This is a genomic window from Embleya sp. NBC_00896 (assembly GCF_045207785.1).
In the GTDB taxonomy this organism is placed as follows: Bacteria; Actinomycetota; Actinomycetes; order Streptomycetales; family Streptomycetaceae; genus Embleya.
The window spans coordinates 6,789,372-6,814,497 of sequence record NZ_CP108776.1 but is presented as its reverse complement, the minus strand read 5'-3'; the positions used below and the strand labels follow the sequence as shown (position 1 = coordinate 6,814,497).

The window sequence follows — 25,126 nt, the reverse complement described above, 5'->3', positions numbered from 1 at the left end:
GCAACATTACGCCGCCGATGTGCCCTTACGGGACAACTCCGGGTCGGTGATTCCCGCCAAATGGATCACGTTTGAAATCAGCCGGCCCCGACCCGCCAGCAATACGAGCAAACCGAGCCCCGCGCCGCCGCCCGCGACGGCGAACGCGGCCCGCGCGCCACCCAATTCGCCGGCCCATCCGGCGAGCCCCATGCCCAGCGCCGAACCGGCCCCGATCGCCGCCACCAGCCACGCGAACGCCTCGGTCACCGTCCCCCGCGGCGCCAACTCGTCGATCAACGTGAACACACACGCGATCGCCGGCGCCAGGAACACCCCGGACAGCACCGCCAGCGGCATCATCAGCCACGGGCCCGGCACCGCCATCAGGGGCAGATAGCACACCGTCAGCCACAGCATGAACCACAACAGCCGCCGCGCCGGCGACGTCCGCCACGCCCGCACCCCGTGCACCAGGCCGCCCAGCAGGGCGCCGAAGGACATCGCCGCCAGGAACACCCCCGACAGCGCGCCCGAGCCCTCGTGATCGGCGTACGCGACCGCCGCGACGCTCAGCACGCCCAGCGCGATGCCGGTCAGGGTGAACGCGACCAGCACCACCCGCAGCCCCGACGAGCGCAGCGCCCCCGCCCAGTGCGGCGTGTGCCGCTCCCCCCGCCAGACCCGCGACGGCCGCGCGGTCGCCACCACCAGCGTCCCCGCGACCCCGATCACTCCGGTGAGCACCACCGCCAACTGCGCCGACACCAGCTGCACCACGACCACCACGATCAGCGGCCCCACCGTGAACAGGATCTCCTGCGCGGCGGCGTCCAGGGCGTACGCCGCCTGCACCCGCCCGGGAGTGAGCACCGAGGGCCACAACGCGCGCAGCCCCGCCTCCAGCGGCGGCGTCGCGAACCCCGCCACCAGCACCGCCGGTATCGCCACCGCCAACGGATCCGCGCCCACCGCCGCGAACACGCAGTAGGCCAGCGCCGACACCGCCGCCGAGCCGATCAACACGCCGGTCTGGCCGCGCCGATCCATCACCCTCCCCAGCACCGGCTGCCCGGCCGCGCTCGCCAGGCCGTACACGGCCGACAACGCACCCGCGAGCCCATAGCCGCCGCCGTCCGCGCGCACCAGCAGCAACACGGCCAACGCGCCCATGCCGTTGGGCAATCGCCCGAGCAGCGTGCCGCCGAGCAACCGCGCCGCGTGCGGGACGCGAAGCAGGTCCAGATAGGTCCGCATGCGCCGGTACCGCCCTCCCGTGCCGTTCCCGGCACGTCCTCACAGGATCACGTCATACGTATGACTTCATCTCTCACTCTGCCTGCCGACCCGGCACAATGGCAAGCCCGTTCTACGCTGACCCAGCACCGTCCCCCACACCGCCGCACGAGGTCACCTTGTCGTCGCCACCGCTTCCCGCCGGCCGTCCGACCAGCAAGGACGTGGCCAGGCACGCCGGCGTCTCGCAGTCGACCGTCTCCCTCGTCCTCGCGGACAAGTGGCGCGGCCGGGTCTCCCCCGCGACCGTCACGGCGGTCCGCACCGCGGCGGCGGCCCTCGGCTACCAGCCCAACAACGCCGCGCGCTCGCTGCGCCTGGGCCGCACCCGCACCGTGATGCTCGTCGTCCCGGTACTCACCTCCCCGTTCTTCGGGGCCGTGCACACCGGCGCCGCGCGCGTCGCGGCCCGCCGCGACTTCGGCATCGTCGTGTACCCGACCCGGGACGGCGTCGACCTCGCCGCCGGCCCGTACACCTCCGCCGCCATCGACGGGGTGCTGGCGTCCTCGATGGCCGTCGAACCGCTCGGCACGCTGCGCGCGGGCAACGCCGGCGACCTGCCCCTGGTCATGCTCGACAGCGAACCGGGCCGCGGCGTCACCACCGTCAACGACGACGTGGCCGAGGGCATGCGGGCGCTGACCGAATACCTGATCGGACTCGGCCACCGCCGGTTCGCCCGGCTGCGCTCCGCCGTTCCCTCGTGGACCTTCGACGCCCGCGACGCCGCGTTCCGGGCCGCGCTCGGGACCGCGACGGTGGTCGCGGAGGCGTCGTCGGCGCTGCTCCTGGACGAGGCCCGGCAGGCGGCGCTGCCGCTGTTGGCCGCCCCCGCCCGACCCACGGTGCTGGTCTGCGACGACGACCTGCAGGCGGCCGGCGCCTACAAGGCGGCCCGCGCGCTGGGTCTGCGGGTCCCCGACGACGTGTCCGTCTCCGGCTTCGGCGACCTGCGCTACGCGCGCGTCGTCGAGCCCGAGCTGACCACCGTGCGGCTGCCCGCGGTGGAGTTGGGCGCCCGCGGCATGGCGGCGCTGCTCGACCTCCTCGACACCGGCACGTCGGGCCCGGACGTGGTGCTGGCGGGCGAGCTGATCGTGCGCGGCTCGACCGCTCCCCCGCCGCCGGGCTGAACACGCGTCAGGGCCCGCACACCGAGGCGGTGTACGGGCCCTGTGACAAGCGGGGAACTACTCTTCGGTGCTCTCGGGCGTGGCCCTCGCCGCCCCCTCGTCCGAGCCGGCTGCCCCGGCTGCGCCGGTCGTCCCGGCTGCCCCGGTCGTCCCGGCTGCCCCGGTCGTCCCGGCCTCGCCGGCCGGTTCGGCCTCGCCGAGCAGACGGGTCAGCTGACCGCCCACCAGCCGCTTGAACTTGCGCTGCTGCGGCCGGGTCCGATCGAGCGTCGCGACCTCGAGCTGCGAGGCCGTGATCGAGCGCTTCTCGCCGCTGCCGTCGCGCGAGAGCGCGTCGACCGCGACCTTGAGCGCGGCTTCGAGGGACAGGCCCTCACGGTGTTCGCGCTTGAGCTGCTCGGTGATCTGGTCGACGTTGCCGCCCATGGCGACATAGTTGTGCTCGTCGGCCACCGAGCCGTCGTAGGTGAGCCGATAGATCTGGTCGTCCTCGGGCGCGCTGCCGACCTCGGCGACGATGAGTTCCACCTCGTACGGCTTCTCGCCGCCGCTGGAGAAGATCGTGCCCAGCGTCTGCGCGTACACGTTCGCGAGCCCGCGAGCCGTCACGTCGTTGCGCGCGTACGAGTAGCCGCGGATGTCGGCGTAGCGCACGCCGCCGATCCGCAGGTTCTCGAACTCGTTGTACTTGCCCACCGCGGCGAACGCGATGCGGTCGTAGATCTCACTGATCTTGTGCAGGGCGCGGGAGTAGTTCTCCGCCACGAACAAGATGCCGTCGGCGTAGGTCAGCACGACCACACTGCGGCCCCGGGCGATGCCCTTGCGGGCGTAGTCGGCCCGGTCCGCCATGGCCTGCTGCGGCGACACATAAAAGGGCGTCGTCACCGTGGAGTCCTTTTCGTCGAAGCCGGTCTCGAAGTGTCAGCTGATGAGGTCATCGAGGCACCGTCAGGTGAGCGGGGCGGTCGGCCCGTTGGGGTCGTCCATCCGCGCGTCGACGACGGTGCGGACGATGTCGCCCACCTCGTCCGACGAGAGCCGCCGGATGCCGTCCTCGGTCACGAGCGTCACCACCGGGAAGATCCGGCGGGTCAGGTCGGGACCACCGGTCGCGGAGTCGTCGTCGGCCGCGTCGTAGAGCGCCTGGATGCACACGGTCACGATGCCGTCGGCGTCGAGTCCGGGGCGGTACAGCTTCTTCAGCGCGCCGCGGGCGAACAGCGAGCCCGAACCCACCGAGTGGAAGCCGTGCTCCTCGGACCGTCCGCCGGTGATGTCGTAGCTGAAGATCCGCCCGGCGCCACCCTCCAAGTCGAAGCCCGCGAAGAGCGGAACCACGGCGAGACCCTGCATGGCCATCCCGAGGTTGCCGCGAATCATCTGCGACAGCCGGTTGGCCTTGCCCTCGAGGGACAGCGTGGTGCCCTCGATCTTCTCGTAGTGCTCCAGTTCGACCTGGAAGAGTCGAACCATCTCGACCGCGATGCCGGCGGTGCCGGCGATGCCCACGACCGAGTAGTCGTCGGCCGGGAACACCTTCTCGATGTCCCGCTGCGCGATCAGGTTCCCCATCGTGGCCCGCCGGTCGCCGGCCATCACCACGCCACCGTCGAACGTCGCGGTCACGATCGTCGTGCCGTGCGGCGCCTCGATCGTCACGGGCTGCACCGGAGGCGTCCTACGCGCGGGCAACAGTTCGGGCCGGTAAGCGTCGAGAAATTCGGCGAACGAGGACGACCCGGGGGTCAGGAAGGCAGCCGGTAGACGCCCGGTGCCACGAGTGTTGGCTTCCACACGATCCCTTCCACATAGGTTGCGGCCCGGCGCAACGCGTCGGGTCGATCCTTGAACATGCCCAGTGCGGCATTGCAGTTGAAGCAGAGTACGGCTCGGACCTTACCGGTTTCGTGATCATGATCGACGTTGTCGGGTCCGATGGACTGGCAGATCGGACATACGCCTATTTGTTCGGCAATCATGCGGCGCACGTCGTCCTCGGTGAGGCCGTATTTGCGCTTGAGATGTCCGGCCCGACCTTCGGCCTTACGGCAGGTCTTACAAGCCGCCGCCAAACCATCCCACTGCCTGGTGCTTTTATGCCATTCGGAATGCGGCTTGATCTGTTCGCATTTCGGACAGCGCTTATGGCCGTCCGGTACATCAATTTTCGGCCGCACCTTGAATCCCGCACGCTCCCGGCGGGCGCGATACGAGACAGCAGCACGTCTGCGGTTGCACTCAAGGCAATAGAATGAAAGCCCGTCGGGATTCTTCGCATTACGCCCGAAGTCCTGAGCGGGCCTCCACTCCTTGCAATCAGGGCATTCCTTGCCCGATTTCAAATCGGACATTTAGTGCTATTCCCCACCTTTCTGGACAAAGCCCCGTACAAATTCCTCCGCATTCTCCTCGAGCACCTCGTCGATTTCGTCCAATACCGCATCGACGTCGTCCGTCAACTTCTCCTGGCGTTCTTGCACGTCCGACTGGGCCTCGGTGGTGGTCTCGTCGACCTCTTCCGAGCGCTTTGTCGCGCGCTGTTGACCGCCGCTGTCCTTAGTGGCCATGACACTCACCCCACCTTTGTGATCAATTCCTTGAACCGGTGCCTATCCATTCCCCGGAGGGTCCACACCCCCGATCCCGAAGGATCGGGGGTGTAAGTCCCAACGAGTGCCGGTGGCCATGTGTTCCGGAACGGGATATATCCGTTCATTCGCTTTGTTCCCGCGAATGAGCGAGGTCACCCACCCGTGAGGGCGCGGACCAGATCCTCGGCTGTGCGGCAACGATCCAGGAGGTCCTTCACGTGGGCCTTCGTCCCGCGGAGCGGTTCCAGGGTGGGTACCCGCTGGAGGGAGTCCTGACCCGCGACGTCGAAGATCACCGAATCCCACGAGGCCGCGGCGACCTCGTCGGCGTACTGCTCCAGGCAGCGGCCCCGGAAGTAGGCCCGGGTGTCCTCCGGCGGCAGGTGCACGGCCCGCTGGACCTCGGCCTCGGTGGTGATCCTCTCGAAGCGGTCCTCCAGCTTGTTGTACAGGCCCTTGTCGGGCCGTACGTCCGCGTACTGGAGGTCGACCAGGTGCAGCCTCGGCGCGTCCCACTCCAGGACGTCCCGCTGTCGGTAGCCCTCCAGGAGCTGGAGCTTGGCGACCCAGTCCAGCTCGCGCGAGAGCGACATGGGGTCGGTCTCCAGCCGGGCCAGCACCGATTCCCAGCGGTCGAGCACGTCGGAGGTGATCTCGTCGACATCCTTGCCGAAGCGGTTCTCGACGTACTTGCGGGCCAACTCGAGATATTCGAGCTGGAGCTGGATCGCGGTGAGTTTGCGGCCGCTGCGCAGCGTGATCAGCTGCTTGAGGGTCGGGTCGTGCGAGACCTCGTGCAGCGTGCGTACGGGCTGGTCGACGGTCAGGTCGTTGCCGAGGAAGCGGTCCTCGATCATCGACAGGACCAACGCGGTCGTGCCGAGCTTGAGGTAGGTGGACACCTCGGACAGGTTCGCGTCGCCGATGATCACGTGCAGGCGCCGATACTTCTCGGCGTCCGCGTGCGGTTCGTCGCGCGTGTTGATGATGGGCCGTTTGAGCGTGGTCTCCAGGCCGACCTCGACCTCGAAGTAGTCCGCGCGCTGGCTGATCTGGAAGCCGTGCGCGGAGCCGTCCTGGCCGATGCCCACCCGGCCCGCTCCGCAGATCACCTGCCGGGACACGAAGAACGGCGTCAGATGCCGGACGATGTCGGCGAACGGGGTCGCGCGCTGCATGAGGTAGTTCTCGTGCGTGCCGTACGACGCGCCCTTGTTGTCGGTGTTGTTCTTGTACAGCAGGATCTGCTGCCCACCGGGCAGCTCGGCGGCCCGCCGGGCGGCCTCGGCCATGATCCGCTCGCCGGCCTTGTCCCAGATCACCGCGTCGCGCGGATTGGTGGTCTCGGGCGCGCTGTATTCCGGGTGGGCGTGGTCGACGTAGAGCCGAGCGCCGTTGGTCAGGATCACGTTGGCGAGACCGACGTCCTCGTCGGTGAGCTGGCTGGAATCGGCCAGCTCGCGAGCCAGGTCGAACCCGCGCGCGTCGCGCAGCGGGTTCTCCTCCTCGAAGTCCCAGCGGGCCCGCCGGGCCCGCTGCATCGCTGCGGCGTACGCGTTCACGATCTGGGAAGACGTCAACATCGCGTTGGCGTTCGGATGCCCGGGTACGGAGATCCCGTACTCGGTCTCAATGCCCATCACACGCCGGACGGTCATGCGACCCCCTCGTCCCTCACCCGGCCGGTACCCGATCCACACTCACCGTGCATCGGGTACACCCTGGTCATGCTGCCGAGCCTATTGCCGTTGGATTGCCTTGGGGATACGGCCGGAACTATTGCCTCACGCGGAGTTGTCGTTCCGGCACGGCGCCGCGGCCCGTGTTCGACCTGAACACGGGCCGCGGTGTCGGTTGTCAATCGGTTGTCGATCGGGATCAGAGGTACTGACCGGTGTTGGCCACGGTGTCGATGGAGCGGCCGGCCTCGTCGCCCTGCTTGCCCGAGACCAGCGTGCGGATGTAGACGATCCGCTCGCCCTTCTTGCCGGAGATCCGCGCCCAGTCGTCGGGGTTGGTGGTGTTGGGGAGGTCCTCGTTCTCCTTGAACTCGTCGACGCACGCGGCGAGCAGGTGGGCGACCCGGATGCCCTTCTGGCGGTGCTCCAGGAAGTCCTTGATCGCCATCTTCTTCGCGCGACCGACGATGTTCTCGATCATCGCGCCGGAGTTGAAGTCCTTGAAGTACAGGGTCTCCTTGTCACCGTTGGCGTAGGTGACCTCCAGGAAGCGGTTCTCCTCCTCCTCCGAGTACATCCGCTCGACGGCGACCTGGATCATGCCGGTGACCGTGGCGGCGCGGTTGCCGCCGTGTTCGGCCAGGTCGTCGTCGTGCAGCGGCAGGCTGACCTTGAGGTACTTCGCGAAGATGTCCTTGGCCCCTTCGGCGTCCGGACGCTCGATCTTGATCTTCACGTCGAGCCGGCCGGGGCGCAGGATGGCCGGGTCGATCATGTCCTCGCGGTTGGAGGCGCCGATCACGATGACGTTCTCGAGGCCTTCCACGCCGTCGATCTCGGACAGCAGCTGCGGAACGATGGTGTTCTCCACGTCCGAGCTGACGCCGGATCCCCGGGTGCGGAACAGCGAGTCCATCTCGTCGAAGAAAACGATGACGGGCGTGCCCTCGCTGGCCTTCTCCCGGGCCCGCTGGAAGACCAGGCGGATGTGCCGCTCGGTCTCGCCGACGTACTTGTTGAGGAGTTCGGGACCCTTGATGTTGAGGAAGTAGCTCTTGCCCGCTTCGTTGCCCTGGGCCTCGGCGACCTTCTTCGCGAGCGAGTTCGCGACCGCCTTGGCGATCAACGTCTTGCCGCAGCCGGGGGGGCCGTAGAGCAGGATGCCCTTGGGCGGGCGGAGCTCGTGCTCCTTGAAGAGCTCGGGGTGGAGGTAGGGGAGTTCCACCGCGTCGCGGATCATCTCGATCTGGTTCCGCAGACCGCCGATCTTCGTGTAGTCGACGTCCGGGACCTCTTCGAGGACCAGTTCTTCGACTTCACTCTTGGGGACACGCTCGTAGACATAGCCCGATCGGGAGTCGAGCAGGAGCGAGTCGCCCGCGCGCAGCGGGGAGTCCATCAGCGGTTCGGCGAGGCGCACGACGCGTTCCTCGTCGGTGTGCCCGATGACCAGTGCGCGTTCGCCGTCCTCGAGAAGCTCCTTGAGCATCACGACGTCGCCGATGCGCTCGTACTCCATCGCGTCGACCACGTTCATGGCCTCGTTGAGCATGACCTCCTGGCCACGCTGGAGTTCGTCGAGCTCGATGTTGGGGCTGACGTTCACCCGGAGCTTGCGCCCGCCGGTGAAGATGTCGGCCGTGCCGTCCTCGTTGGCCTGTAGGAACACGCCGAACCCCGATGGGGGCTGGGCGAGTCGGTCGACTTCCTCTTTGAGGGCCACGATCTGGTCGCGGGCCTCCCTCAAGGTCGCGACCAGTCGCTCGTTTTGTGTGGTCATGCCGGCCAACGACGTCTGAAGATCGACGACCCGCTCCTCGAGCAAACGGCTCTGGCGCGGTGAGTCGGCGAGCTTGCGACGCAGGACGGCGACTTCCTGCTCTAGAAAAGAAACCTGGCTTACGAGGTCGTCCGTACCCCGAGCCGGCCTCCCACCACGGTTCATGTCGTCGTCGTGGACTGCCACGGCCCTCACCTCCTCCTGGGAGCTGCGACGTCTCCGACCCTACCTACGGCAGGAGGGGTTGAAACCCCTTGATCAGCAAGACTGTCCGGGCGTGTCCGATCTTCACCCGTGCGAATGCCCCCTTGTGTGGATCAGATACCCACCTCACAACATCGGGAAGCAGGCGCGAGTAGGGTCAGTGATTCGCGTGTCGATACGAATCACTGAAGAGCGAGGCCGGATGTCCGCGGAAAACGAACCCATCGAGGTCTGGATCGACCAGGATCTCTGCACCGGGGACGGCATCTGCGTCCAATACGCGCGAGAGGTCTTCGAGCTCGACATCGATGGGCTCGCGTACGTCAAAGGCGCCGACGACGAGCTGCGCACGGACCCCGGTGCGGTGGTCCCGGTCCCGGCCGAATTGTTGGTTGAAGTGATCGACGCCACACGCAAGTGTCCGGGTGAGTGTATCCACATGCGTCGGGTTTCCGACGGCGTCGAGGTATATGGCCCGGACGTGGCCTGAATTCCGGTTCGCCCGCCGTTGTCTGGCGGGATGTCAGATCCGTTGGGCGCCGAGTTCGGTGAGGTGCCAGCTGAGTGTGCCGGCGAGGTCGGGGCAGCAGCGGGGGCCGTCCGGGTCGGACCAGCCCAAGGTGTGTGCGGTGACCGTGTCGCCTCGGCGCGTGACATCGCTCACCTGGAGGCCCTCGTCGGTCGAGAGCAGGGTGGCGACCAGGCGGGGTACGCCCCGGTCGCCCGCGGCGTAGGCCAGGAGCGCGGCCGGCGGGCTGCCGGAGCCGGCGGCGCACTGGACCCGGACCACGGTGGGGCCGGTGGGGTCGGCGAGCACGCCCTTGATCTCGGTGCCGGCGCCGGGGCAGTCGAGGGGGAAGGCGACGTTCGCGAGTTCGGCCCGGGTCGGGCCGCCGGTGGATCCGTCTGGGCCGCCCGCGAGCGGGGCGGTCTGCGCGGTTCCGGCGGCCGTGCCGCCCGCCTGCCCCTGGTTCGCCGTGCCGGCGCCGTGTCCGGTCGGTTCGATCGTGCGCGGCGCGGCGGGTGGGTCCTGGGGGTTGGGTCGGTGTCGGGCCGGTGCGGTGACACCGGGCACGCCGCCGTCGAAGGATGCCGCGGCCCAGATCGCCAGGCCGGACAGGACGATGAAGACGAACACGATGGCCGCGGTGGCGTAGGCGACGCCGTTGCGGACATCGGGGGAACTGACGCGCTGGGGTGCCGTCGTGTCGGGTGGTCCGTCGGTGGTCGCGAGCCCGTGGGTACTGTCGCCGCGCACGGGCCGGTTCTCAGAGTGATCGTCCGCCACGGTGGACGACCCTATGCGGCGAGCCGGGCCCTGGTATAGGGTCCCGGCTCGCCTTTGTGCCAACTGTTGCCTGACGATGGGTCAGGGTTCGACTCGGGTGCTCGATTCCGCTCCGGGGCCGTCGTAGTCGTCGCCGTAGGAGCCCTTGGAGGGCCGGCGCCGGCGCATCGGCGGCTCGACGCCGTCGGCGAGGCGCCGGGCGGTGACGAGGAAGCCGGTGTGCCCGATCATCCGGTGGTCCGGGCGGACGGCGAGGCCCTCGACGTGCCACGAGCGCACCATCGACTCGAAGGGCTGCGGTTCGGTGAAGCAGTTCATCACGCGCATGGTCTCGACGGTGCGCGAGAGCTGCGTGGTGGTGGCCACGTAGCAACACACGAGGCCGCCGGGGGCGAGGGCCTTGTAGACCGCCTCGAGGCACTCCCAGGGGGCGAGCATGTCGAGGATGACCCGGTCGACCTCGGTCTCGGCGAGGTTGTCCTGGAGGTCGCCGACGGTGAGCTTCCACGCGGGGTGCGGGCCGCCGAAGTAGCGCTCGACGTTCTTGCGGGCGATGTCCGCGAAGTCCTGTCGGCGTTCGTAGGAGGCGAGCTGCCCGGTGTCGCCGACGGCGCGCAACAGGAAGGTGCTCAGCGCGCCGGAGCCGACGCCGGCCTCGACGACGCGGGCGCCGGCGAAGATGTCGGCCATCGCGAGGATCTGGCCGGCGTCCTTCGGGTAGATCACCGCGGCACCGCGGGGCATGGACAGGACGAAGTCGGGGAGGAGAGGTCGCAGCGCGAGGTAGTCGGTGTTCCCGGTGGACCGTACGACGGTCCCCTCGGGAGCGCCGATCAGCGCGTCGTGTTGGAACGAGCCCTTGTGGGTGTGGAACGCCTTGCCCGCTTCGAGGGTGAAGGTGTGGTGGCGGCCCTTGGGATCGGTCAGCTGGACCTGGTCCCCGACCTGGAAGGGTCCGCGCCTGCGCGCGGCACCGGTCGGTTCGGACATGGGGGTCAGCCTAGTCGGTCGCGGGCGGCGCTCCGACGCGTGGGTGCGGGCCCCGTGGGGGTCAAACCTGGACTTGGTTGCATAGCATCTTCTACGTGACTGATTCGAGCAGGCCGCAGGGACGCAGAATGCGGCAGGACGACGCCCGGCGCCCCGAGCCGAGGCGTGGCCTGCTCATGGGTCGTCCCTTCGGTGTGCCCGTCTATGTGGCGCCGACGTGGTTCGTGATCGCCGCGGTGATCACCGTGCTGTTCGCGCCGACGTTCGAGAGTCTGTTCCCGGATCTGGGTCCGTGGCGGTTCGCGTTGTCGTTCGGGTTCGCGGTGCTGTTGTACGTGTCGGTGCTCGTGCACGAGTTGGCGCACGCGGTGACCGCGTTGCGGCTCGGGTTGCCGGTGCGGCGGATCACGATCCAGTTCCTGGGCGGGGTGTCCGAGATCGAGAAGCCGGAGACGGCGCGGCACGAGTTCCTGGTGTCGGCGGCCGGACCGGTGCTGTCGCTGGTGCTGGGTGGCTTGTTCTGGGTCATCGGTCTGGCCCTGGACGTGGACACCCTGGCGGGGCGGATGATCGCGCTCCTGGCCGTGTCGAACCTGTTGGTCGCGGCCTTCAACCTGCTGCCGGGGCTGCCGCTCGACGGCGGCCGGATGCTGCGTGCGGTGGTGTGGCGGATCAGCGGGCGGCCGTTGACCGGCACGATCGCGGCGTCGTGGACGGGGCGCGCGCTCGCGGTCGTGGTGGTGATCGCGGCGGCGGTGTGGTCGCTGGGCGCGGACGCGGGGACGCGGACGTACACGCTGATCTTCGGCGCGCTGGTGGCCGGATTCATGTGGGCGGGCGCGGTGCAGTCGCTGCGCGCGGAGCGGTTGCGCGAGCGGCTGCCGGAGTTGCGGGTGCGGCTGTTGACGCGGCGGGCGATCCCGGTGGCGGCGGACGTGCCGTTGTCGGAGGCGCTGCGGCGGGCCCAGGAGGAGGGTGCGCGCGGTCTGGTCGTGGTGGACGGCGGCGGGGATCCGGTGGGTCTGGTGCGCGAGGCCGCGGTGTTGGCGACGCCGGAGCATCGGCGGCCGTGGGTGGCGGTGGGGCCGTTGTCGCGGGATCTGGGGCCGGGGATGCGGGTGGGTGCGGATCTGGCGGGCGAGGATCTGTTGGTCGCGATGCGGGCTGCTCCGGCGAGCGAGTATCTCGTGGTGGAGCGGGATGGGGGCGTGTACGGGGTGCTTTCTCGGACGGACGTCGAGCATGCGTTTTTGGCGATGATGCGGAGTTGATGGGTCGGGGTGGGGCGGCCTGCGGCCCGCTTGGCCTCAAGCGCCGGCCGGGCTGATGCTGGCCGGCCTGCGGCCGACGCGTCCTCAAACGCCGGACGGGCTGGATTGGCCCGGCCCCCTGGTGGGGCGGCCTGCGGCCCGCCTGGCCTCAAACGCCGGCCGGGCTGATGCTGGCCGGCCTGCGGCCGACGCGTCCTCAAACGCCGGACGGGCTGGATTGGCCCGGCCCCCTTGTGATGCGGCCTGCGGCCCGCCTGGCCTCAAACGCCGGCCGGGCTGTGGGGGGCTCGGCCGGCGTTTGGGGGTGGGTCAGGGGCGGGGGGTGATGGTTATCGTGTAGCGGCCGTCTTTCGGGGTGGTCAGGCGCAGGGTGTTGTCGCGGACTTCGGTGTGGGCTCGGGCCGGGCCGTCCACGCGGATGTTCGGGGGCTTGGGGTAGACGCTCTTGGGGAGCACGATCTCGGTGGGGCCGTCGGCGTTGCGGCGGGTGGTGAAGGTGAGCGTGTAGGTGCGGGTGTCGAGGTCGTAGCGGTAGGTCTCGGGGTTGCCGGCGACGGCGCGTGCGTAGGGCTGGACGAGCAGGGTGTTGTTGGGCTTCATCCGGCCGTCGGCGTCGAACGTGCAGTAGCCGCCGCCGTTGCACCACTGCCAGCCGGCCCAGCCGCTGCCGAAGCGGTCCATGGCGGCGGTCATCCGCTTGTAGAACAGCGGGATGTTGGGCAGCGATTGGTCGGGCGGGCCCCACTCCCCCACGATCACCGGCAGCTTGTTCGCCTTCGGGTAGGCGGTGATGGCCGCCTCGTAGTTCTCCACGAAGCCGCCGTCGGGGTCGTAGTCGGCGCCGGTCTCCATCGCGCTCTCGTAGAAGTGCGGGGCGTAGACGACCTTGTCGTCGGTGATCGGGCCGAGTGCGGTGGGCACGCCGAGGCCGACGATGGGGGTGGGTTCGACGAAGATCCAGGTGCGCCGGTCGACGAGCCGGATGGCGTCGGTGAGCCGGTTCCACATGTCGGTGATCTGGGTCGATTCGAGCCGGGCGGCGGCGGTGGGGATGTCCTCGCCGTCGCGGAATCGGCCCATCGGCTCGTTCATCAGGTCGTAGCCGAGCACGGCGGGGTGCCGGCCGAAGGTGGCGGCGACCTTCATCCACATCGCGGCGTGCGCGCGCTGGAGGTCGCGGTCGTTGTAGAGGTGGTCGAAGGCGGCCTGGACGCCGGGCGTGTAGTACTCGGCGAACCAGTCGCCGGGGACCGGCTCGTAGGGCAGGCCCTCGTCGCGGGTGGTCCATTCGGGGTTGCCGCGGTGCTCGGAGAAGTAGGGCCCGTAGATGTCCTGGTGGGCGTCGAGGACGACCTTGATGTCGTACTTGGCGGCCCAGCCGAGCACGCGGTTCATCTTGGCGAGGTAGTCGCGGCTGTAGCGGCCGGGGCGGGGTTCGAGGTCGTCCCAGAAGAAGAGCACGCGGGCGAGGTTGTAGCCGCGTGCCGCCAGGTCGCGGAACTGGGCCTCGGTGACGTTCTTGAACGCCTCGGCGCCGCGGTGGTCCTTGTCGCCGACGTTGAAGCCGCGCCATTGGGTGGCCCGGCCCTTGGCGTCGGCGATGAAGGTGCGGTCGCCGACCGTGACCTTGTCGGGGGTCCGGCCGTGCGACCCGCCGTGCGCGTACGCGGGGGCCGGCACGGTCGCCAGGAGCAGGCCGCCGGCGATCACGCCTGCGAGGTGGAGCCGGGTACGGGTGGGGACGCGCATGGGACCTCCGACATGGTGATGAAGGGGTGCGTGGGACTCGCGGTGCGGGGACTCTACTGAGCGGTAGCGAGGAATGACAGAGCGATGGCGGCGTACGGTGTCGCCGCGCGCGCTTAGGGTTGGCGGCATGAGCGTCAGCCCCTCCGAAACCTCCGCCGACGAAGCGTCGGTCGACCCCGCGGGTGCCGTCGTGCCCGCCCCCGCCGGAGAGCGGGTGCCCCGGCCGCCGGTGTCGTTGTCGCCGTCGCGGGCCGCGGACTTCATGCAGTGCCCGCTGCTGTACCGGCTGCGGGTGATCGACAAGCTGCCGGAGCAGCCGAGCGCGGCGGCGACGCGCGGGACGGTCGTACACACGGTCCTGGAGCGCCTGTTCGACCTGCCCAGCGGTGAGCGCACCCCGGAGCGCGCGGTGGCGCTGGTGCGGCCGGCGTGGGAGGAGTTGTCGGCCGAACGGCCCGAGCTCGCCGAGCTGTTCGCCGAGGACGCGGCGGGGCTGGGCACGTGGTTGGCGGACGCGGACGAGCTCGTGCGGCGCTACTTCACGCTGGAGGACCCCAACCGGCTGGAGCCGGCCCGGCGCGAGCTCTACGTCGAGACGACGTTGGACGACGGTCTGGTCCTGCGCGGGATCGTGGACCGTCTCGACGTCGCGCCCGCGGGTGATCTGCGGGTGGTGGACTACAAGACGGGGAAGGCCCCGTCGCCGATGTTCCAGGACAAGCCGCTGTTCCAGATGAAGTTCTACGCGTTGGTGCTGTGGCGGCAGCACGGGCGGGTGCCGCGTCGGTTGCAGCTGGTGTATCTGGGCAGCGGCGACGTGATCACGTACGACCCGGACGAGGCGGATCTGCTCGCGGTGGAGCGCAAGCTGCGGGCGTTGTGGGAGGCGATCGATCTCGCGACGCGGACCGGGGAGTGGGAGCCGAAGAAGACGAAGCTGTGCGGCTGGTGCGATCACCGTGCGGTGTGCCCGGAGTTTGGTGGGACGCCTCCGGTGTATCCGCTGCCGATCGTTTCCGGGTAGCGGAGCGGCCTGCGGCCCGCTTGTCCTCAAACGCCGGACGGGCTGGTTTTGGCGCCTTCGGATTGTGCGTCCGTCCTCAAGCGCCGGACGGGCTGGGGTTGGCCGGGCTTCGGATCGGGTGTCCTCAAACGCCGGACGGGCTGGATTCGAGACGGCCTTCGGCCGGTGTCCTCAAACGCCGGACGGGCTGGTTTTGGCCGCCTTCGGATCGGGTGTCCTCAAGCGCCGGACGGGCTGGTTTTGGCCGCCTTCGGATCGGGTGTCCTCAAGCGCCGGGCGGGCTGGTTTTGGGGGGCTTTGGATTGAGTGTCCTCAAACGCCAGGAGTTGTTTGGCGTTTGAGGACGGGCGGGGTGTTGGCGGGGTCAGATGGCGCCTGGGCGGACCAGGCCGCTTTCGTAGGCGTAGACGGCGGCTTGGACGCGGTCGCGGAGGCCCAGTTTGGTCAGGACGTGGCCCACGTGGGTCTTGACCGTGGTCTCGCTGACGTACAGCTCGGCGGCGATCTCGGCGTTGGACATCCCGCGTGCGACCAGGCGCAGCACCTCGACCTCGCGCTCGGTGAGCATCGCGAGCGTGTCGGGGGTGGGGTCCTCGGCGGAGGGCAGGCGGGCCGCGTACATGTCGAGCAGGCGCCGGGTGATGCTCGGCGCCAGCAGCGCCTCGCCCTCGGCGATCACCCGGATCGCGGTGACCAGGTCGTCGGCGGGCACGTCCTTGAGCAGGAAGCCGCTCGCGCCCGCGCGCAGCGCCTCGACCACGTACTCGTCGAGGTCGAACGTGGTGAGCACGAGCACGCGCGCGGTGTTCTCCCCGTCGCGGCCCGATCCGGCGATCCGGCGGGTGGCCTCGACTCCGTCCATGCGGGGCATGCGGATGTCCATCAGCACGACATCGGGTTGCAGGGCGCGGACCTGTTCGACGGCCTGTTCGCCGTCGGCGGCCTCCCCGACCACCGCGATGTCGGGCTCGGCCTCCAGGATCATCCGGAAGCCGGTGCGCAGCAGTGGCTGATCGTCGACCAGGATGACGCGGATCGTCATGGGTGGGTCTGCTCCAGTCGGTCGGGGGCGGCACCGTCCCGCGGGGCGGCGGTGTCGGCGGCGTTCGGGGTGGACAGGGGGATGCGCGCGAGGACCTCGAAGCCGTCCTGGGCCCGGGGTCCCGCGTACAGGCGTCCACCGTAGAGGGAGACCCTCTCACGCATCCCGAGCAGGCCGTGTCCGGTGCGGTCGCCGGTGGGGGTGGTGGTGCCGCCGCGGCCGTCGTCGGCGACGCGGACCAGGAGTTCGGTGCGGGAGTAGCGCAGCAGCACGCGGGCCTCGGCGGGGCCGGCGTGCTTGAGCGTGTTGGTGAGGGCTTCCTGGACGATCCGGTAGGCGGCGAGGTCGATGCCCGGCGGGAGCACGCAGGGCGCGCCTTCCAGGGACAGCTCCACGGAGAGCCCGGCCTCGCGGACCTGGGTGACCAGGGTTTCGAGCTGGTCCAGGCCCGGCTGGGGGGCGTTGTGGCCCTCGTTGGGGCCGCCCACGGCGTCGGTGGTGTCGCGCAGGATGCCGACCAGGCGGCGCATCTCCACCAGCGCGCCGCGGCCGGTCTGTTCGACGGCGGCCATCGCCTCCTTGGCCCGGTCGGGGTTGCGGGCGACCATGCGTTGCGCGGCGGACGCCTGGACGGTCATCACCGAGACGTGGTGGGCGACGACGTCGTGCAGTTCGCGGGCGATCCGGCCGCGCTCCTCGGCGATGGCGGCGCGGGTGTCGGCCTCGCGGGTGCGCTCGAGGCGGTCGGCGCGGGCCTCGAGTTCGGCGGTGTAGGCGCGCCGGAAGCCGACGCTGCGCGCGAACGCCCAGACGGCGAACATCGCGGCGAGGTTGGCGACGATGTCGAGGAAGACGATCTCGCTGTCGCGCAGCGTGAGCCACGCGACCGTGGCGGTCTCGGCGAACGCGAGGGCGAACGCGGCGGGCACCCGGGAGCGGCCGACGGCCACGGCGTACAGCGCGACGATCTGGCCGATGCCGGCGCCGGCGGATTCGTAGTTGGCGCCGGCGAGGAAGAGGCCGGCGGCGCTGACGGCGACCAGCACGCGCAGCGAGTGCGCGCCGCGCCACAGCAGCGGGACTGCGGTCAGCAGTGCGAGCAGCACGCCGCCCAAATCGGGTTCGCGGACGTTGCGCATGCCGAGTTCGTGGAAGTACAGGCCGCCGACGGAGAACACGGACAGCAGCGCGACCAGGGCCACGTCCAGGGTCGTGGGGCGCGGCCAGGGTTGGTGCGGGTCGCGGCCGAGTTCGTTCAGGATGCCCGCGAGGCCGGCCCGTGTTCGACCGGCCCGGGGCCCGGGTTCGCTCGGGTCGGGGCGGGCTGGGGTCCCGGTGGGGGTCTCCGGGTCGGGGGTCGCTGCGCGCACAACCCTTACGGTAGGGCCCCAGGCTGCCGGTTTTGACCCCCCGGGGGTGCGGTCTCGTCCCCTGGGAGGAGCCGTGTCACGATCTCCTCCTCCGGGCGGAGTCGCGGTCCGTACTCAACGGTGTGGCGGGCCGGGCGCCCGGGTGCGGCGAACATGGGGACAACGCGAGGGACTTCCCTGAAGCCCTGGCCTTCTCGATCACCAAGACTGGACAACACACGGGGAGCCCGGCAACGGGAGCCACGGATGTACTACGGGGGTAGTACGGGGGTCCGGTCCTCTCGGGGATCGGGCGGAGCACGACCGATAGACCTCTCGGCGGTCACGGGGACGGGGGAAACCGCCGCCGGGAGGTCGACAGGGACCGACGGGGATACGGGTCGGAGCGCGGGGGCGCTCCGGCACACACGGGGGAAGCAGTACGGGGGAAGTACGGGGGATGTGGGAGCGGGCGGGCCTTCGGGCCCGTCCGCTCCCACCCTTTTGGGCACCTGTTCGGGTGCGGTGTCCGGTGGTGTCCGGTGTCCGTCGGGATGCGGCGCCCGTTCGGACGCGGCGCCGGGTCGCTCAGCGCGCGACGCGGGCGCGGGTGAGGTCGCGCAGGAATTCCAGGTCGACCGATTCGAGGGATTGCACCACGGTGCGGGTGGGCGCGGGTGGGATCGGCGTCATGCTGGGCACCGCGAGCACCGCGCACCCGGCCGCCTCGCCGGAGGCGATTCCGGTGGGCGAGTCCTCGACGACCACGCAGGCCCACGGCTGGGCGTCGAGCCGGCGGGCCGCGGTCAGGTACGGGTCGGGGTGCGGCTTGGTGCGGGCGAGCTCGTCGCCGGCGACCGTGAAGCGGAAGTGGTGGGCGCCGATCGAGGGCAGCACCGCGTCCACGATGACCCGCTGCGACGCGGTGACCAGCGCGCACGGCACACCGGCGTCGTCGACCTCGGCGAGCAGGCGCTTGGCGCCGGGCCGCAGCTCCACGCCGTCGCGGAGCTGGGCGACCATGCCGGCGTTGATCCGGTGCTCCAGTTCGGCGGGCGGGACGTCGAGTCCCGATACCGAGAGCAGGTAGGCGACGGCTCGCTCCATCGGGCTGCCGAGCAGGTATTCGGCGTGCCGGGCGGTGAGCGTGAAGCCGAGGTCGGCCATGACCGCGGTCTCGGTGGCGAACCAGTTGCGTTCGGTGTCGACCAGGGTGCCGTCCATGTCGAACAGGACCGCCTCGAGTTCGAAGCCCAGGCTCGATCCGGTCGTGGTCGTGAGCGGTGTCGTCATCGCGTCGCCGCCTTTCCCCCGGTACGGGACATCGTCGGTTTGAAAATCGGGTGGGTGAATCTCCTCACGCGTGTTCTCCAGGGGGTGTGATCCGCCGGTTCGCTCCGGCGGGTCCTCGATTGTGCGGCGCCGTCAGTGATTGGGCAACCGCCGAACGGGGTCGTATACGGAAACGATGATCGACGCGGTGACGGCGAGCGGGTTCGGCAGGCGGGCGATCCGCGACCGCAGCTCGGCGGGGTCGGTGTGCCAGGCGCTGGGGCCCATGGCGACGACGGTGGCGATCGCGTCGTGGTCGAGCGTCATCGTGAACGTGAGCGGGTCGCGGTCACGGACGGTGAACCAGGGGGCGAGTTTGGCGTCGATCCGCTCCTGCTTGTCCGGGTCGACCTGGAGCAGGCCGAGCGCGGGGACGAGCTCGCCGAGGTGGCGCGGGGCGGGCGCGGCGACCACGAGCGCGCCCTCGTCGGCGGTGATCCGGCGCAGTTCGGCCGGGTTGCGCGGGGCGAACACGTTGAGCACGGTCGCGGCGGCGCCGCTGCGTACCGGCAGCGGTCGCCACGCGTCGCACACGGCGGCGCCCATGCGCGGGTGCGCGCGGGCGGCGCGGCGCAGCGCGTACTTGGAGATGTCCAGGGCGAGGCCGTGCCGTGCGGGCAGCGCGTCCAGGACGTGTGCGAGGTGGTGTCCGGTGCCGGCGCCGACGTCGACGAGGGCCCCGGGGGCGTCACCGGCGCTCGCGGCGGCCAGGGCGGCGCCGAGCGGGTCGTAGTGGCCCGCGCCGAGGAAGTCGACGCGGGCCGCGACCATGGCGGCGGTGTCGGCGGTGCCGACCGAGCCGGCGCCGGTGAGCAGGTTGACGTAGCCCTGCTTGGCGATGTCGAAGCTGTGCCCGGCGGCGCAGCGCAGTGTGCCGGGCTCCCCCGCCAGGTCCGCGCCGCAGTGCGGACAGGCGAGGGTTTCCACGATGTCGCCGAGCATGTGCCTCGTGTTCTCGTTACCGGTCGGTGGCTCCCGTCAGCGGGCGTTGAAGTAGTTCGCCTCGGGGTGGTGCAGCACGATCGCGTCGGTGGACTGCTCCGGGTGCAGCTGGAACTCCTCGGACAGCTCGACGCCGATCCGCTCGGGCCCCAGGAGGTCGGTGATCTTGGCCCGGTCCTCCAGGTCGGGGCAGGCCCCGTAGCCGAGCGAGAAGCGCGCGCCGCGGTAGTGCAGCTTGAGCATGCCGTCGAGGTCGTTGGGGTCCTCTCCCGCGAAGCCGAGTTCGGCGCGCACGCGGGCGTGCCAGTATTCGGCCAGGGCCTCGGCGAGTTGGACGGACAGGCCGTGCAGTTCGAGGTAGTCGCGGTAGGAGTTGTCGGCGAACAGCTTGGCGGTCGCGTCGGACAGGCGCGGGCCCATCGTGGCGATCTGGAAGCCGACGACGTCGATCTCGCCGGATTCCTCCGGGCGGAAGAAGTCGGCGAGGCACAGGTGCCGGTCGCGGCGCTGGCGCGGGAAGGTGAACCGGGTGCGCTCGTTGCCGGCGTCGTCGAGCACGATCAGGTCGTCGCCTTTGGACACGCACGGGAAGTAGCCGTACACGACGCCCGCGTCGAGCAGGTTGTCGGTGACGATCCGGTCCAGCCAGTAGCGCAGCCGGGGGCGGCCCTCGGTCTCGACGAGTTCCTCGTAGGAGGGTCCGTCGCCGCCGCGGGTGGGCTTGAGGCCCCACTGGCCCATGAAGGTGGCGCGCTCGTCCAGCCAGGACGCGTAGTCGTTCAGCTGGATGCCCTTGACCACCCGGTCGCCCCAGAACGGCGGGGTCGGCACGGGGTTGTCGATCGCGACGTCGGAGCGGGTGGGCATGTCCTCGGGCTCGGTCTCGATCACCTTGGCGGCCGAGACCTTGCGCCGGCGCAGCGCGGGCAGTTCCACGCCGGGTACGCCGCGCTTGACGCCCATCAGCGCGTCCATCAGGCGCAGGCCCTCGAACGCGTCGCGGGCGTAGCGGACCTCGCCGGCGTAGATGTCGTACAGGTCCTCCTCGACGTAGGCGCGGGTGAGCGCGGCGCCGCCGAGGATGACGGGGTATCCGGTGGCCAGGCCGCGCGTGTTCAGCTCCTGGAGGTTCTCCTTCATGATCACGGTGGACTTGACCAGGAGGCCGGACATCCCGATCACGTCGGCGCGGTGTTCCTCGGCGGCTTCCAGGATCGCCGAGACCGGCTGCTTGATGCCGATGTTGACGACGTTGTAGCCGTTGTTGGACAGGATGATGTCGACGAGGTTCTTGCCGATGTCGTGGACGTCGCCCTTGACGGTGGCGAGCACGATGGTGCCCTTGCCGTCCTCGCCCTCGACCTTTTCGATGTGCGGTTCCAGGTGCGCGACGGCGGACTTCATCACCTCGGCGGACTGGAGCACGAACGGGAGCTGCATCTGGCCGGAGCCGAAGAGTTCGCCGACGACCTTCATGCCGGCGAGCAGCGTGTCGTTGATGATGACGAGCGCGCTGCGGTCCTTCAGGGCCTCGTCGAGGTCCTCCTCCAGGCCGGCCCGTTCGCCGTCGATGATCCGGCGCTCCAGGCGTTCGCCGAGCGGGAGCGCGGCCAGTTCCTGGGCGCGGGTGGCGCGGACCGACTTGATGTCGACGCCCTCGAACAGGTCGAGGAAGGCCGACAGCGGGTCGTAGGCGGGCTGGTCGCCCTCGGCGGGGCGGCGCCGGTCGTAGACCATGTCGAGCGCGACGGTGCGCTGGTCCTCGGGGATGCGCGCCATCGGCAGGATCTTGCTGGCGTGCACGATCGCCGAGTCGAGGCCGGCCTCGATGCACTCGTTGAGGAAGACCGAGTTGAGCACGACGCGCGCGGCGGGGTTGAGGCCGAAGGAGACGTTGGACAGGCCGAGCGTGGTCTGCACGTCGGGGTAGCGGCGCTTGATCTCGCGGATGGCCTCGATGGTCTCGATGCCGTCGCGGCGGGTCTCCTCCTGGCCGGTGCCGATGGGGAAGGTCAGGGCGTCGATGATGATGTCCGAGACCGCGATGCCCCAGTCCTGGGTCAGCGCGGTGATCAGCCGCTCGGCGACCCGGACCTTCCATTCGGCGGTGCGGGCCTGGCCCTCCTCGTCGATGGTGAGTGCGACGACGGCGGCGCCGTGTTCCTTCACCAGCGGCATGATCCGGTTGAACCGCGAGGTGGGGCCGTCGCCGTCCTCGTAGTTGACCGAGTTGACCACGGCGCGCCCGCCGAGCAGCTCCAGGCCGGCTTCGAGCACCTCGGGCTCGGTGGAGTCGAGCATGATCGGCAGCGTGGAGGCGGTGGCGAGCCGGCCGGCGAGGGCCTTCATGTCGGCGACGCCGTCGCGGCCGACGTAGTCGATGTTGAGGTCGAGCATGTGCGCGCCGTCGCGGGTCTGGTCGCGGGCGATGTCGAGGCAGTCGTCCCAGCGGCCCTCGAGCATGGCCTCGCGGAACGCCTTGGAGCCGTTGGCGTTGGTGCGCTCGCCGATGGACAGGTAGGACAGGTCCTGGCGGAAGGGCACCGACTGGTAGAGCGACGCGGCGGCGGGCTCGTGCCGGGGGTTGCGGGGGGTCAGCTCGCGGCCGCGCACGCGCTCGACGACGGCCGCCAGGTGGGCGGGCGTGGTGCCGCAGCAGCCACCGACCATGGCGAGGCCGTACTCGCGGGTGAACGAGTCGTGCGCGTCGGCGAGTTCCTCGGGGGTGAGCGGGTAGTGCGCGCCGTCCTTGGTCAGGATCGGCAGGCCGGCGTTGGGCATCGCGGTGACGCCGATGCCGGCGTGCTTGGCCAGGTGGCGCAGGTGCTCGCTCATCTCGACCGGGCCGGTCGCGCAGTTGAGCCCGATGAAGTCGATGCCCAGCGGCTCCAGGGCGGTCAGCGCCGCGCCGATCTCGGAGCCCATCAGCATCGCGCCGGTGGTCTCGACGGTGACCTGGGCGAAGATCGGCAGGTCGACGCCGGCCTTCTTCAGGGCGCGCTGCGAGCCGATGATCGAGGCCTTGGTCTGCAGCAGGTCCTGGCTGGTCTCGATGAGCAGCGCGTGCGCGCCGCCGTCGATCAGGCCGGCGGCGTTGACCTCGAACGCGTCGCGCAGCACGGCGAAGGGGACGTGGCCCAGGCTGGGCAGTTTGGTGCCGGGGCCGATCGAGCCGAGCACCCAGCGCGGGTGGTCGGGGGTCGAGTAGCCGTCGGCGACCTCGCGGGCGATCCGCGCGCCGGCTTCGGCCAGCTCGTAGATGCGGTCCTGGATGTCGTACTCGCCCAGGTTGCCGAGGTTGGTGCCGAAGGTGTTGGTCTCGACGCAGTCGACGCCGACGTCGAAGTATTCCTTGTGCACGTTGCGCACGATGTCGGGACGCGTGACGTTGAGGACCTCGTTGCAGCCTTCGTGGCCCTGGAAGTCGTCCATGCTCGGGTCCTGCGCCTGGAGCATGGTTCCCATGGCTCCATCGGCGACGACGACTCGGGTGGCGAGGGCTTCGCGAAGCTGCTGCGGGGTGGCTGTCATGGATGTGTCTCCGATGGGTGCGACGGCTGTCGGCTTGCCCGCGACAGGTGGGACGTCGAGGGCCAGACAGCCAGCTTAATGCGCGAGCCCTCGCAGGCCGGGGAGGCGCCGGGTGACGTCGCCCACTGATCACGCACCGTTCACCGTCGCTCACCGGCCCGGATGCGGTCCGTTTCCGGTCCGATTGCGGGGCGAGGGCCGGATTTCACTGTGGGCGAAGTCGGCCACGGCGGGTCTGGCCGCGCGTGTCTCAACCCGTAATGTGGGGTGCGTACAGCTCTCGCGGCCCCGGCGACGGGTCCCCGCGGCGCACGGATCCCGGCCCCGGCCGGAAGGAGGCACTGGGTGATCGAGCTCGACGACCTGCCCGAGCTGATCGACCCGGTCATGGTGGCCGCTTTCGAGGGGTGGAACGACGCGGGCGATTCCGCTTCCGCCGCGATCGAACACCTCGACCGGGTCTGGAAGGGCGAGGTGTTCGCGGCCCTCGACGCCGAGGACTACTACGACTTCCAGGTGAACCGTCCCACGATATGGCTGGACGGGGAGACCCGTCGGATCACCTGGCCGACCACACGGTTGGCAGTGGTCCGGTTGACCGAGCCGCGCCGCGACCTGGTCCTGGTGCACGGGATCGAGCCGAACATGCGGTGGCGGTCCTTCTGCAACGAGCTGCTCGGTTTCGCCCACGAGCTGGGGGTGGAGACGGTGGTCGTGCTCGGCGCGATGCTGGGCGACGCGCCGCACTCGCGCCCGGTGCCGGTGAACGGGACCACGTCGGATCCGGTGGTCGCGGCGAACGTGGGCCTGGAGCAGTCCCGGTACGAGGGCCCCACGGGCATCGTGGGCGTGTTCCAGGAGGCGTGCGCGCACGCGGGGATGCCGGCGTTGACGTTCTGGGCGTCGGTGCCGCACTACGTCGCGCAGCCGCCCTCCCCCAAGGCCACGCTGGCGCTGTTGCGCAAGCTGGAGGACTTCCTGGATCTGACCATCCCGATGGGCGAACTGCCGGAGGACGCACGGGCCTGGCAGACGGGCGTGGACCAGCTCGCGGCCGAGGACACCGAGGTCGCCGAGTACGTGCGCTCGCTGGAGGCGGCGCGCGACACCGAGGACCTGCCGGAGGCGTCGGGCGACGCGATCGCGGCCGAGTTCGAGCGGTATCTCAAGCGCAAGGGTGATCAGGCGGACTGAGGCCCGGGCAGGGGTGCGGGCCCGGGATCGGGGGCACCGGGACCGGGCAGCCCCGGGATCGGGCGTCCGCCGGGGTCGGGTCGGCTGTCGGGATCGGGCGTCCGCCGGGTCGGGTCGGCTGTCGGGGTCAGACCGGCTGTCGGCGCAGTTCGAGCGCCGCGAGCGGGATGAAGCCGCCGGGGCCCGGCTCGGTGCTCGCGTCGGGGCCCGCCAGGCGGCGCAGCATCGCCTGCGCGATGCGTTCGCCCTGGGCTTTGGCCCGATCCGCCACGGGGCCGGCGTGTCGGCCGTCCACGGTGGCGTGCCAGAGCTGGACCCAGCGGCCGAAGTGTCGGGCGGTCAGCGGCCGGGTCTGGTGCAGGGCCCGGTGCACGGCGAGCGGGTCGCCGCGGTATTCGGCGCCGCGCAGGAGCGCGCGTTCCCAGAAGTCGGTGATCTGCGGGATGTGCGCGTCCAGGTCGGTGCCGGCGATCTCGGTGAAGTAGGCGCCGATGACGGGGTCGGCGAAGGCCGCGCCGTAGAAGCGGCGCAGGATCCCCTCGATGTCGGCGCGCGTGGCGATGTCCGTGCGGGTGCCGAGTGTCGTCGGGTGCCGGTGTGTCGGGTGCTGCGGGTGCGGGTGCTGGTGCTGGTGCATCGGCCGTCCTGTTCGTCGCCCTGTGGAGCAACCCTACGGCGGTCGGTGCCCGGGCGGTGGGGGCAAACGTCCCGCGCGGGCGAGGTCGAGGACCCCGCCCGCGCGGTGG

General features: G+C 70.3%; 21 protein-coding genes. 5 read left to right on the top strand and 16 right to left on the bottom strand.

Translation table 11 applies throughout. The features are described from left to right. Nucleotides 1–6: 6 nt before the first annotated feature. Entirely contained in the window at nt 7–1,236 is a 1,230-nt protein-coding gene (locus OG928_RS30420) for an MFS transporter (protein WP_406289661.1), read from the bottom strand. 158 nt (nt 1,237–1,394) lie between these two features. On the opposite strand from OG928_RS30420, the gene OG928_RS30415 reads away from it, so the two are divergent. Beyond that, nucleotides 1,395–2,411 carry a LacI family DNA-binding transcriptional regulator gene (locus OG928_RS30415; RefSeq protein WP_406289659.1) on the top strand — a complete coding sequence of 339 codons (1,017 nt, stop codon included), beginning with the start codon at nt 1,395–1,397 and terminating at the stop codon, nt 2,409–2,411. 57 nt (nt 2,412–2,468) lie between these two features. Here OG928_RS30415 and prcA read toward each other — a convergent pair whose 3' ends face one another. The 6 genes from prcA to arc all read right to left on the bottom strand — a co-directional run bounded on the left by prcA (nt 2,469) and on the right by arc (nt 8,650). Then, nucleotides 2,469–3,299: a proteasome subunit alpha gene (gene prcA, locus OG928_RS30410; RefSeq protein ID WP_406289656.1), complete on the bottom strand. Its 831-nt coding sequence runs from the start codon at nt 3,297–3,299 to the stop codon at nt 2,469–2,471. Nucleotides 3,300–3,362: 63 nt separating this feature from the next. Continuing rightward, nucleotides 3,363–4,208, bottom strand: coding sequence for a proteasome subunit beta (prcB, locus tag OG928_RS30405; protein ID WP_406289653.1), 846 nt, complete (start codon nt 4,206–4,208; stop codon nt 3,363–3,365). Beyond that, on the bottom strand, nt 4,160–4,765 hold the full coding sequence (locus tag OG928_RS30400; protein WP_406289651.1) for an endonuclease VII domain-containing protein: 606 nt from the start codon (nt 4,763–4,765) through the stop codon (nt 4,160–4,162). Before OG928_RS30400 ends, prcB begins: the two co-directional genes overlap by 49 nt. A 6-nt stretch (nt 4,766–4,771) precedes the next feature. Next, nucleotides 4,772–4,981, bottom strand: a complete 210-nt coding sequence (locus OG928_RS30395) for a ubiquitin-like protein Pup (protein WP_395873014.1) — start codon at nt 4,979–4,981, stop codon at nt 4,772–4,774. A gap of 176 nt (nt 4,982–5,157) precedes the next feature. Then, on the bottom strand, nt 5,158–6,663 hold the full coding sequence (gene dop, locus OG928_RS30390) for a depupylase/deamidase Dop (protein WP_406289649.1): 1,506 nt from the start codon (nt 6,661–6,663) through the stop codon (nt 5,158–5,160). Nucleotides 6,664–6,883: 220 nt separating this feature from the next. After that, the gene (gene arc, locus OG928_RS30385) at nt 6,884–8,650 is read right to left on the bottom strand and encodes a proteasome ATPase (RefSeq protein WP_406289646.1); all 1,767 of its coding nucleotides are present in this window, start codon (nt 8,648–8,650) and stop codon (nt 6,884–6,886) included. Nucleotides 8,651–8,870: 220 nt separating this feature from the next. On the opposite strand from arc, the gene OG928_RS30380 reads away from it, so the two are divergent. Beyond that, nucleotides 8,871–9,158: a ferredoxin gene (locus tag OG928_RS30380; RefSeq protein WP_406291302.1), complete on the top strand. Its 288-nt coding sequence runs from the start codon at nt 8,871–8,873 to the stop codon at nt 9,156–9,158. A gap of 33 nt (nt 9,159–9,191) precedes the next feature. Here OG928_RS30380 and OG928_RS30375 read toward each other — a convergent pair whose 3' ends face one another. Continuing rightward, nucleotides 9,192–9,926 carry a hypothetical protein gene (locus tag OG928_RS30375; RefSeq protein WP_406289645.1) on the bottom strand — a complete coding sequence of 245 codons (735 nt, stop codon included), beginning with the start codon at nt 9,924–9,926 and terminating at the stop codon, nt 9,192–9,194. 111 nt (nt 9,927–10,037) lie between these two features. Continuing rightward, entirely contained in the window at nt 10,038–10,946 is a 909-nt protein-coding gene (locus tag OG928_RS30370; protein ID WP_406289643.1) for a tRNA (adenine-N1)-methyltransferase, read from the bottom strand. Nucleotides 10,947–11,041: 95 nt separating this feature from the next. On the opposite strand from OG928_RS30370, the gene OG928_RS30365 reads away from it, so the two are divergent. Then, nucleotides 11,042–12,217 carry a site-2 protease family protein gene (locus OG928_RS30365; protein ID WP_406289641.1) on the top strand — a complete coding sequence of 392 codons (1,176 nt, stop codon included), beginning with the start codon at nt 11,042–11,044 and terminating at the stop codon, nt 12,215–12,217. Between the two features lie 309 nt (nt 12,218–12,526). On the opposite strand, the gene OG928_RS30360 is transcribed toward OG928_RS30365, so the two are convergent. Continuing rightward, the gene (locus OG928_RS30360) at nt 12,527–13,966 is read right to left on the bottom strand and encodes a cellulase family glycosylhydrolase (protein WP_406289638.1); all 1,440 of its coding nucleotides are present in this window, start codon (nt 13,964–13,966) and stop codon (nt 12,527–12,529) included. 127 nt (nt 13,967–14,093) lie between these two features. Here OG928_RS30360 and OG928_RS30355 point away from each other — a divergent pair, with 127 nt between their 5' ends. Continuing rightward, nucleotides 14,094–14,990, top strand: a complete 897-nt coding sequence (locus OG928_RS30355) for a RecB family exonuclease (RefSeq protein ID WP_406289636.1) — start codon at nt 14,094–14,096, stop codon at nt 14,988–14,990. A gap of 364 nt (nt 14,991–15,354) precedes the next feature. On the opposite strand, the gene OG928_RS30350 is transcribed toward OG928_RS30355, so the two are convergent. The 5 genes from OG928_RS30350 to metH form a co-directional block, all read right to left on the bottom strand. Beyond that, nucleotides 15,355–16,032: a response regulator transcription factor gene (locus OG928_RS30350; protein ID WP_020552051.1), complete on the bottom strand. Its 678-nt coding sequence runs from the start codon at nt 16,030–16,032 to the stop codon at nt 15,355–15,357. Next, entirely contained in the window at nt 16,029–17,402 is a 1,374-nt protein-coding gene (locus OG928_RS30345) for a sensor histidine kinase (RefSeq protein ID WP_406289633.1), read from the bottom strand. Before OG928_RS30345 ends, OG928_RS30350 begins: the two co-directional genes overlap by 4 nt. A 567-nt stretch (nt 17,403–17,969) precedes the next feature. After that, complete coding sequence (locus OG928_RS30340; RefSeq protein ID WP_406289630.1) at nt 17,970–18,674, bottom strand: HAD family hydrolase; 705 nt, start codon at nt 18,672–18,674, stop codon at nt 17,970–17,972. 132 nt (nt 18,675–18,806) lie between these two features. Then, on the bottom strand, nt 18,807–19,655 hold the full coding sequence (locus OG928_RS30335) for a putative RNA methyltransferase (RefSeq protein ID WP_406289628.1): 849 nt from the start codon (nt 19,653–19,655) through the stop codon (nt 18,807–18,809). 36 nt (nt 19,656–19,691) lie between these two features. Then, the gene (gene metH, locus OG928_RS30330) at nt 19,692–23,186 is read right to left on the bottom strand and encodes a methionine synthase (protein ID WP_406289626.1); all 3,495 of its coding nucleotides are present in this window, start codon (nt 23,184–23,186) and stop codon (nt 19,692–19,694) included. Between the two features lie 345 nt (nt 23,187–23,531). Here metH and OG928_RS30325 point away from each other — a divergent pair, with 345 nt between their 5' ends. Further along, nucleotides 23,532–24,380, top strand: a complete 849-nt coding sequence (locus OG928_RS30325) for a PAC2 family protein (RefSeq protein WP_406289624.1) — start codon at nt 23,532–23,534, stop codon at nt 24,378–24,380. A 127-nt stretch (nt 24,381–24,507) separates the two neighbouring features. Here the strand turns inward: OG928_RS30325 and OG928_RS30320 are convergent, their stop codons facing one another. Continuing rightward, nucleotides 24,508–25,017, bottom strand: coding sequence for a group III truncated hemoglobin (locus OG928_RS30320; RefSeq protein ID WP_406289621.1), 510 nt, complete (start codon nt 25,015–25,017; stop codon nt 24,508–24,510). Between the last annotated feature and the right edge of the window lie 109 nt (nt 25,018–25,126).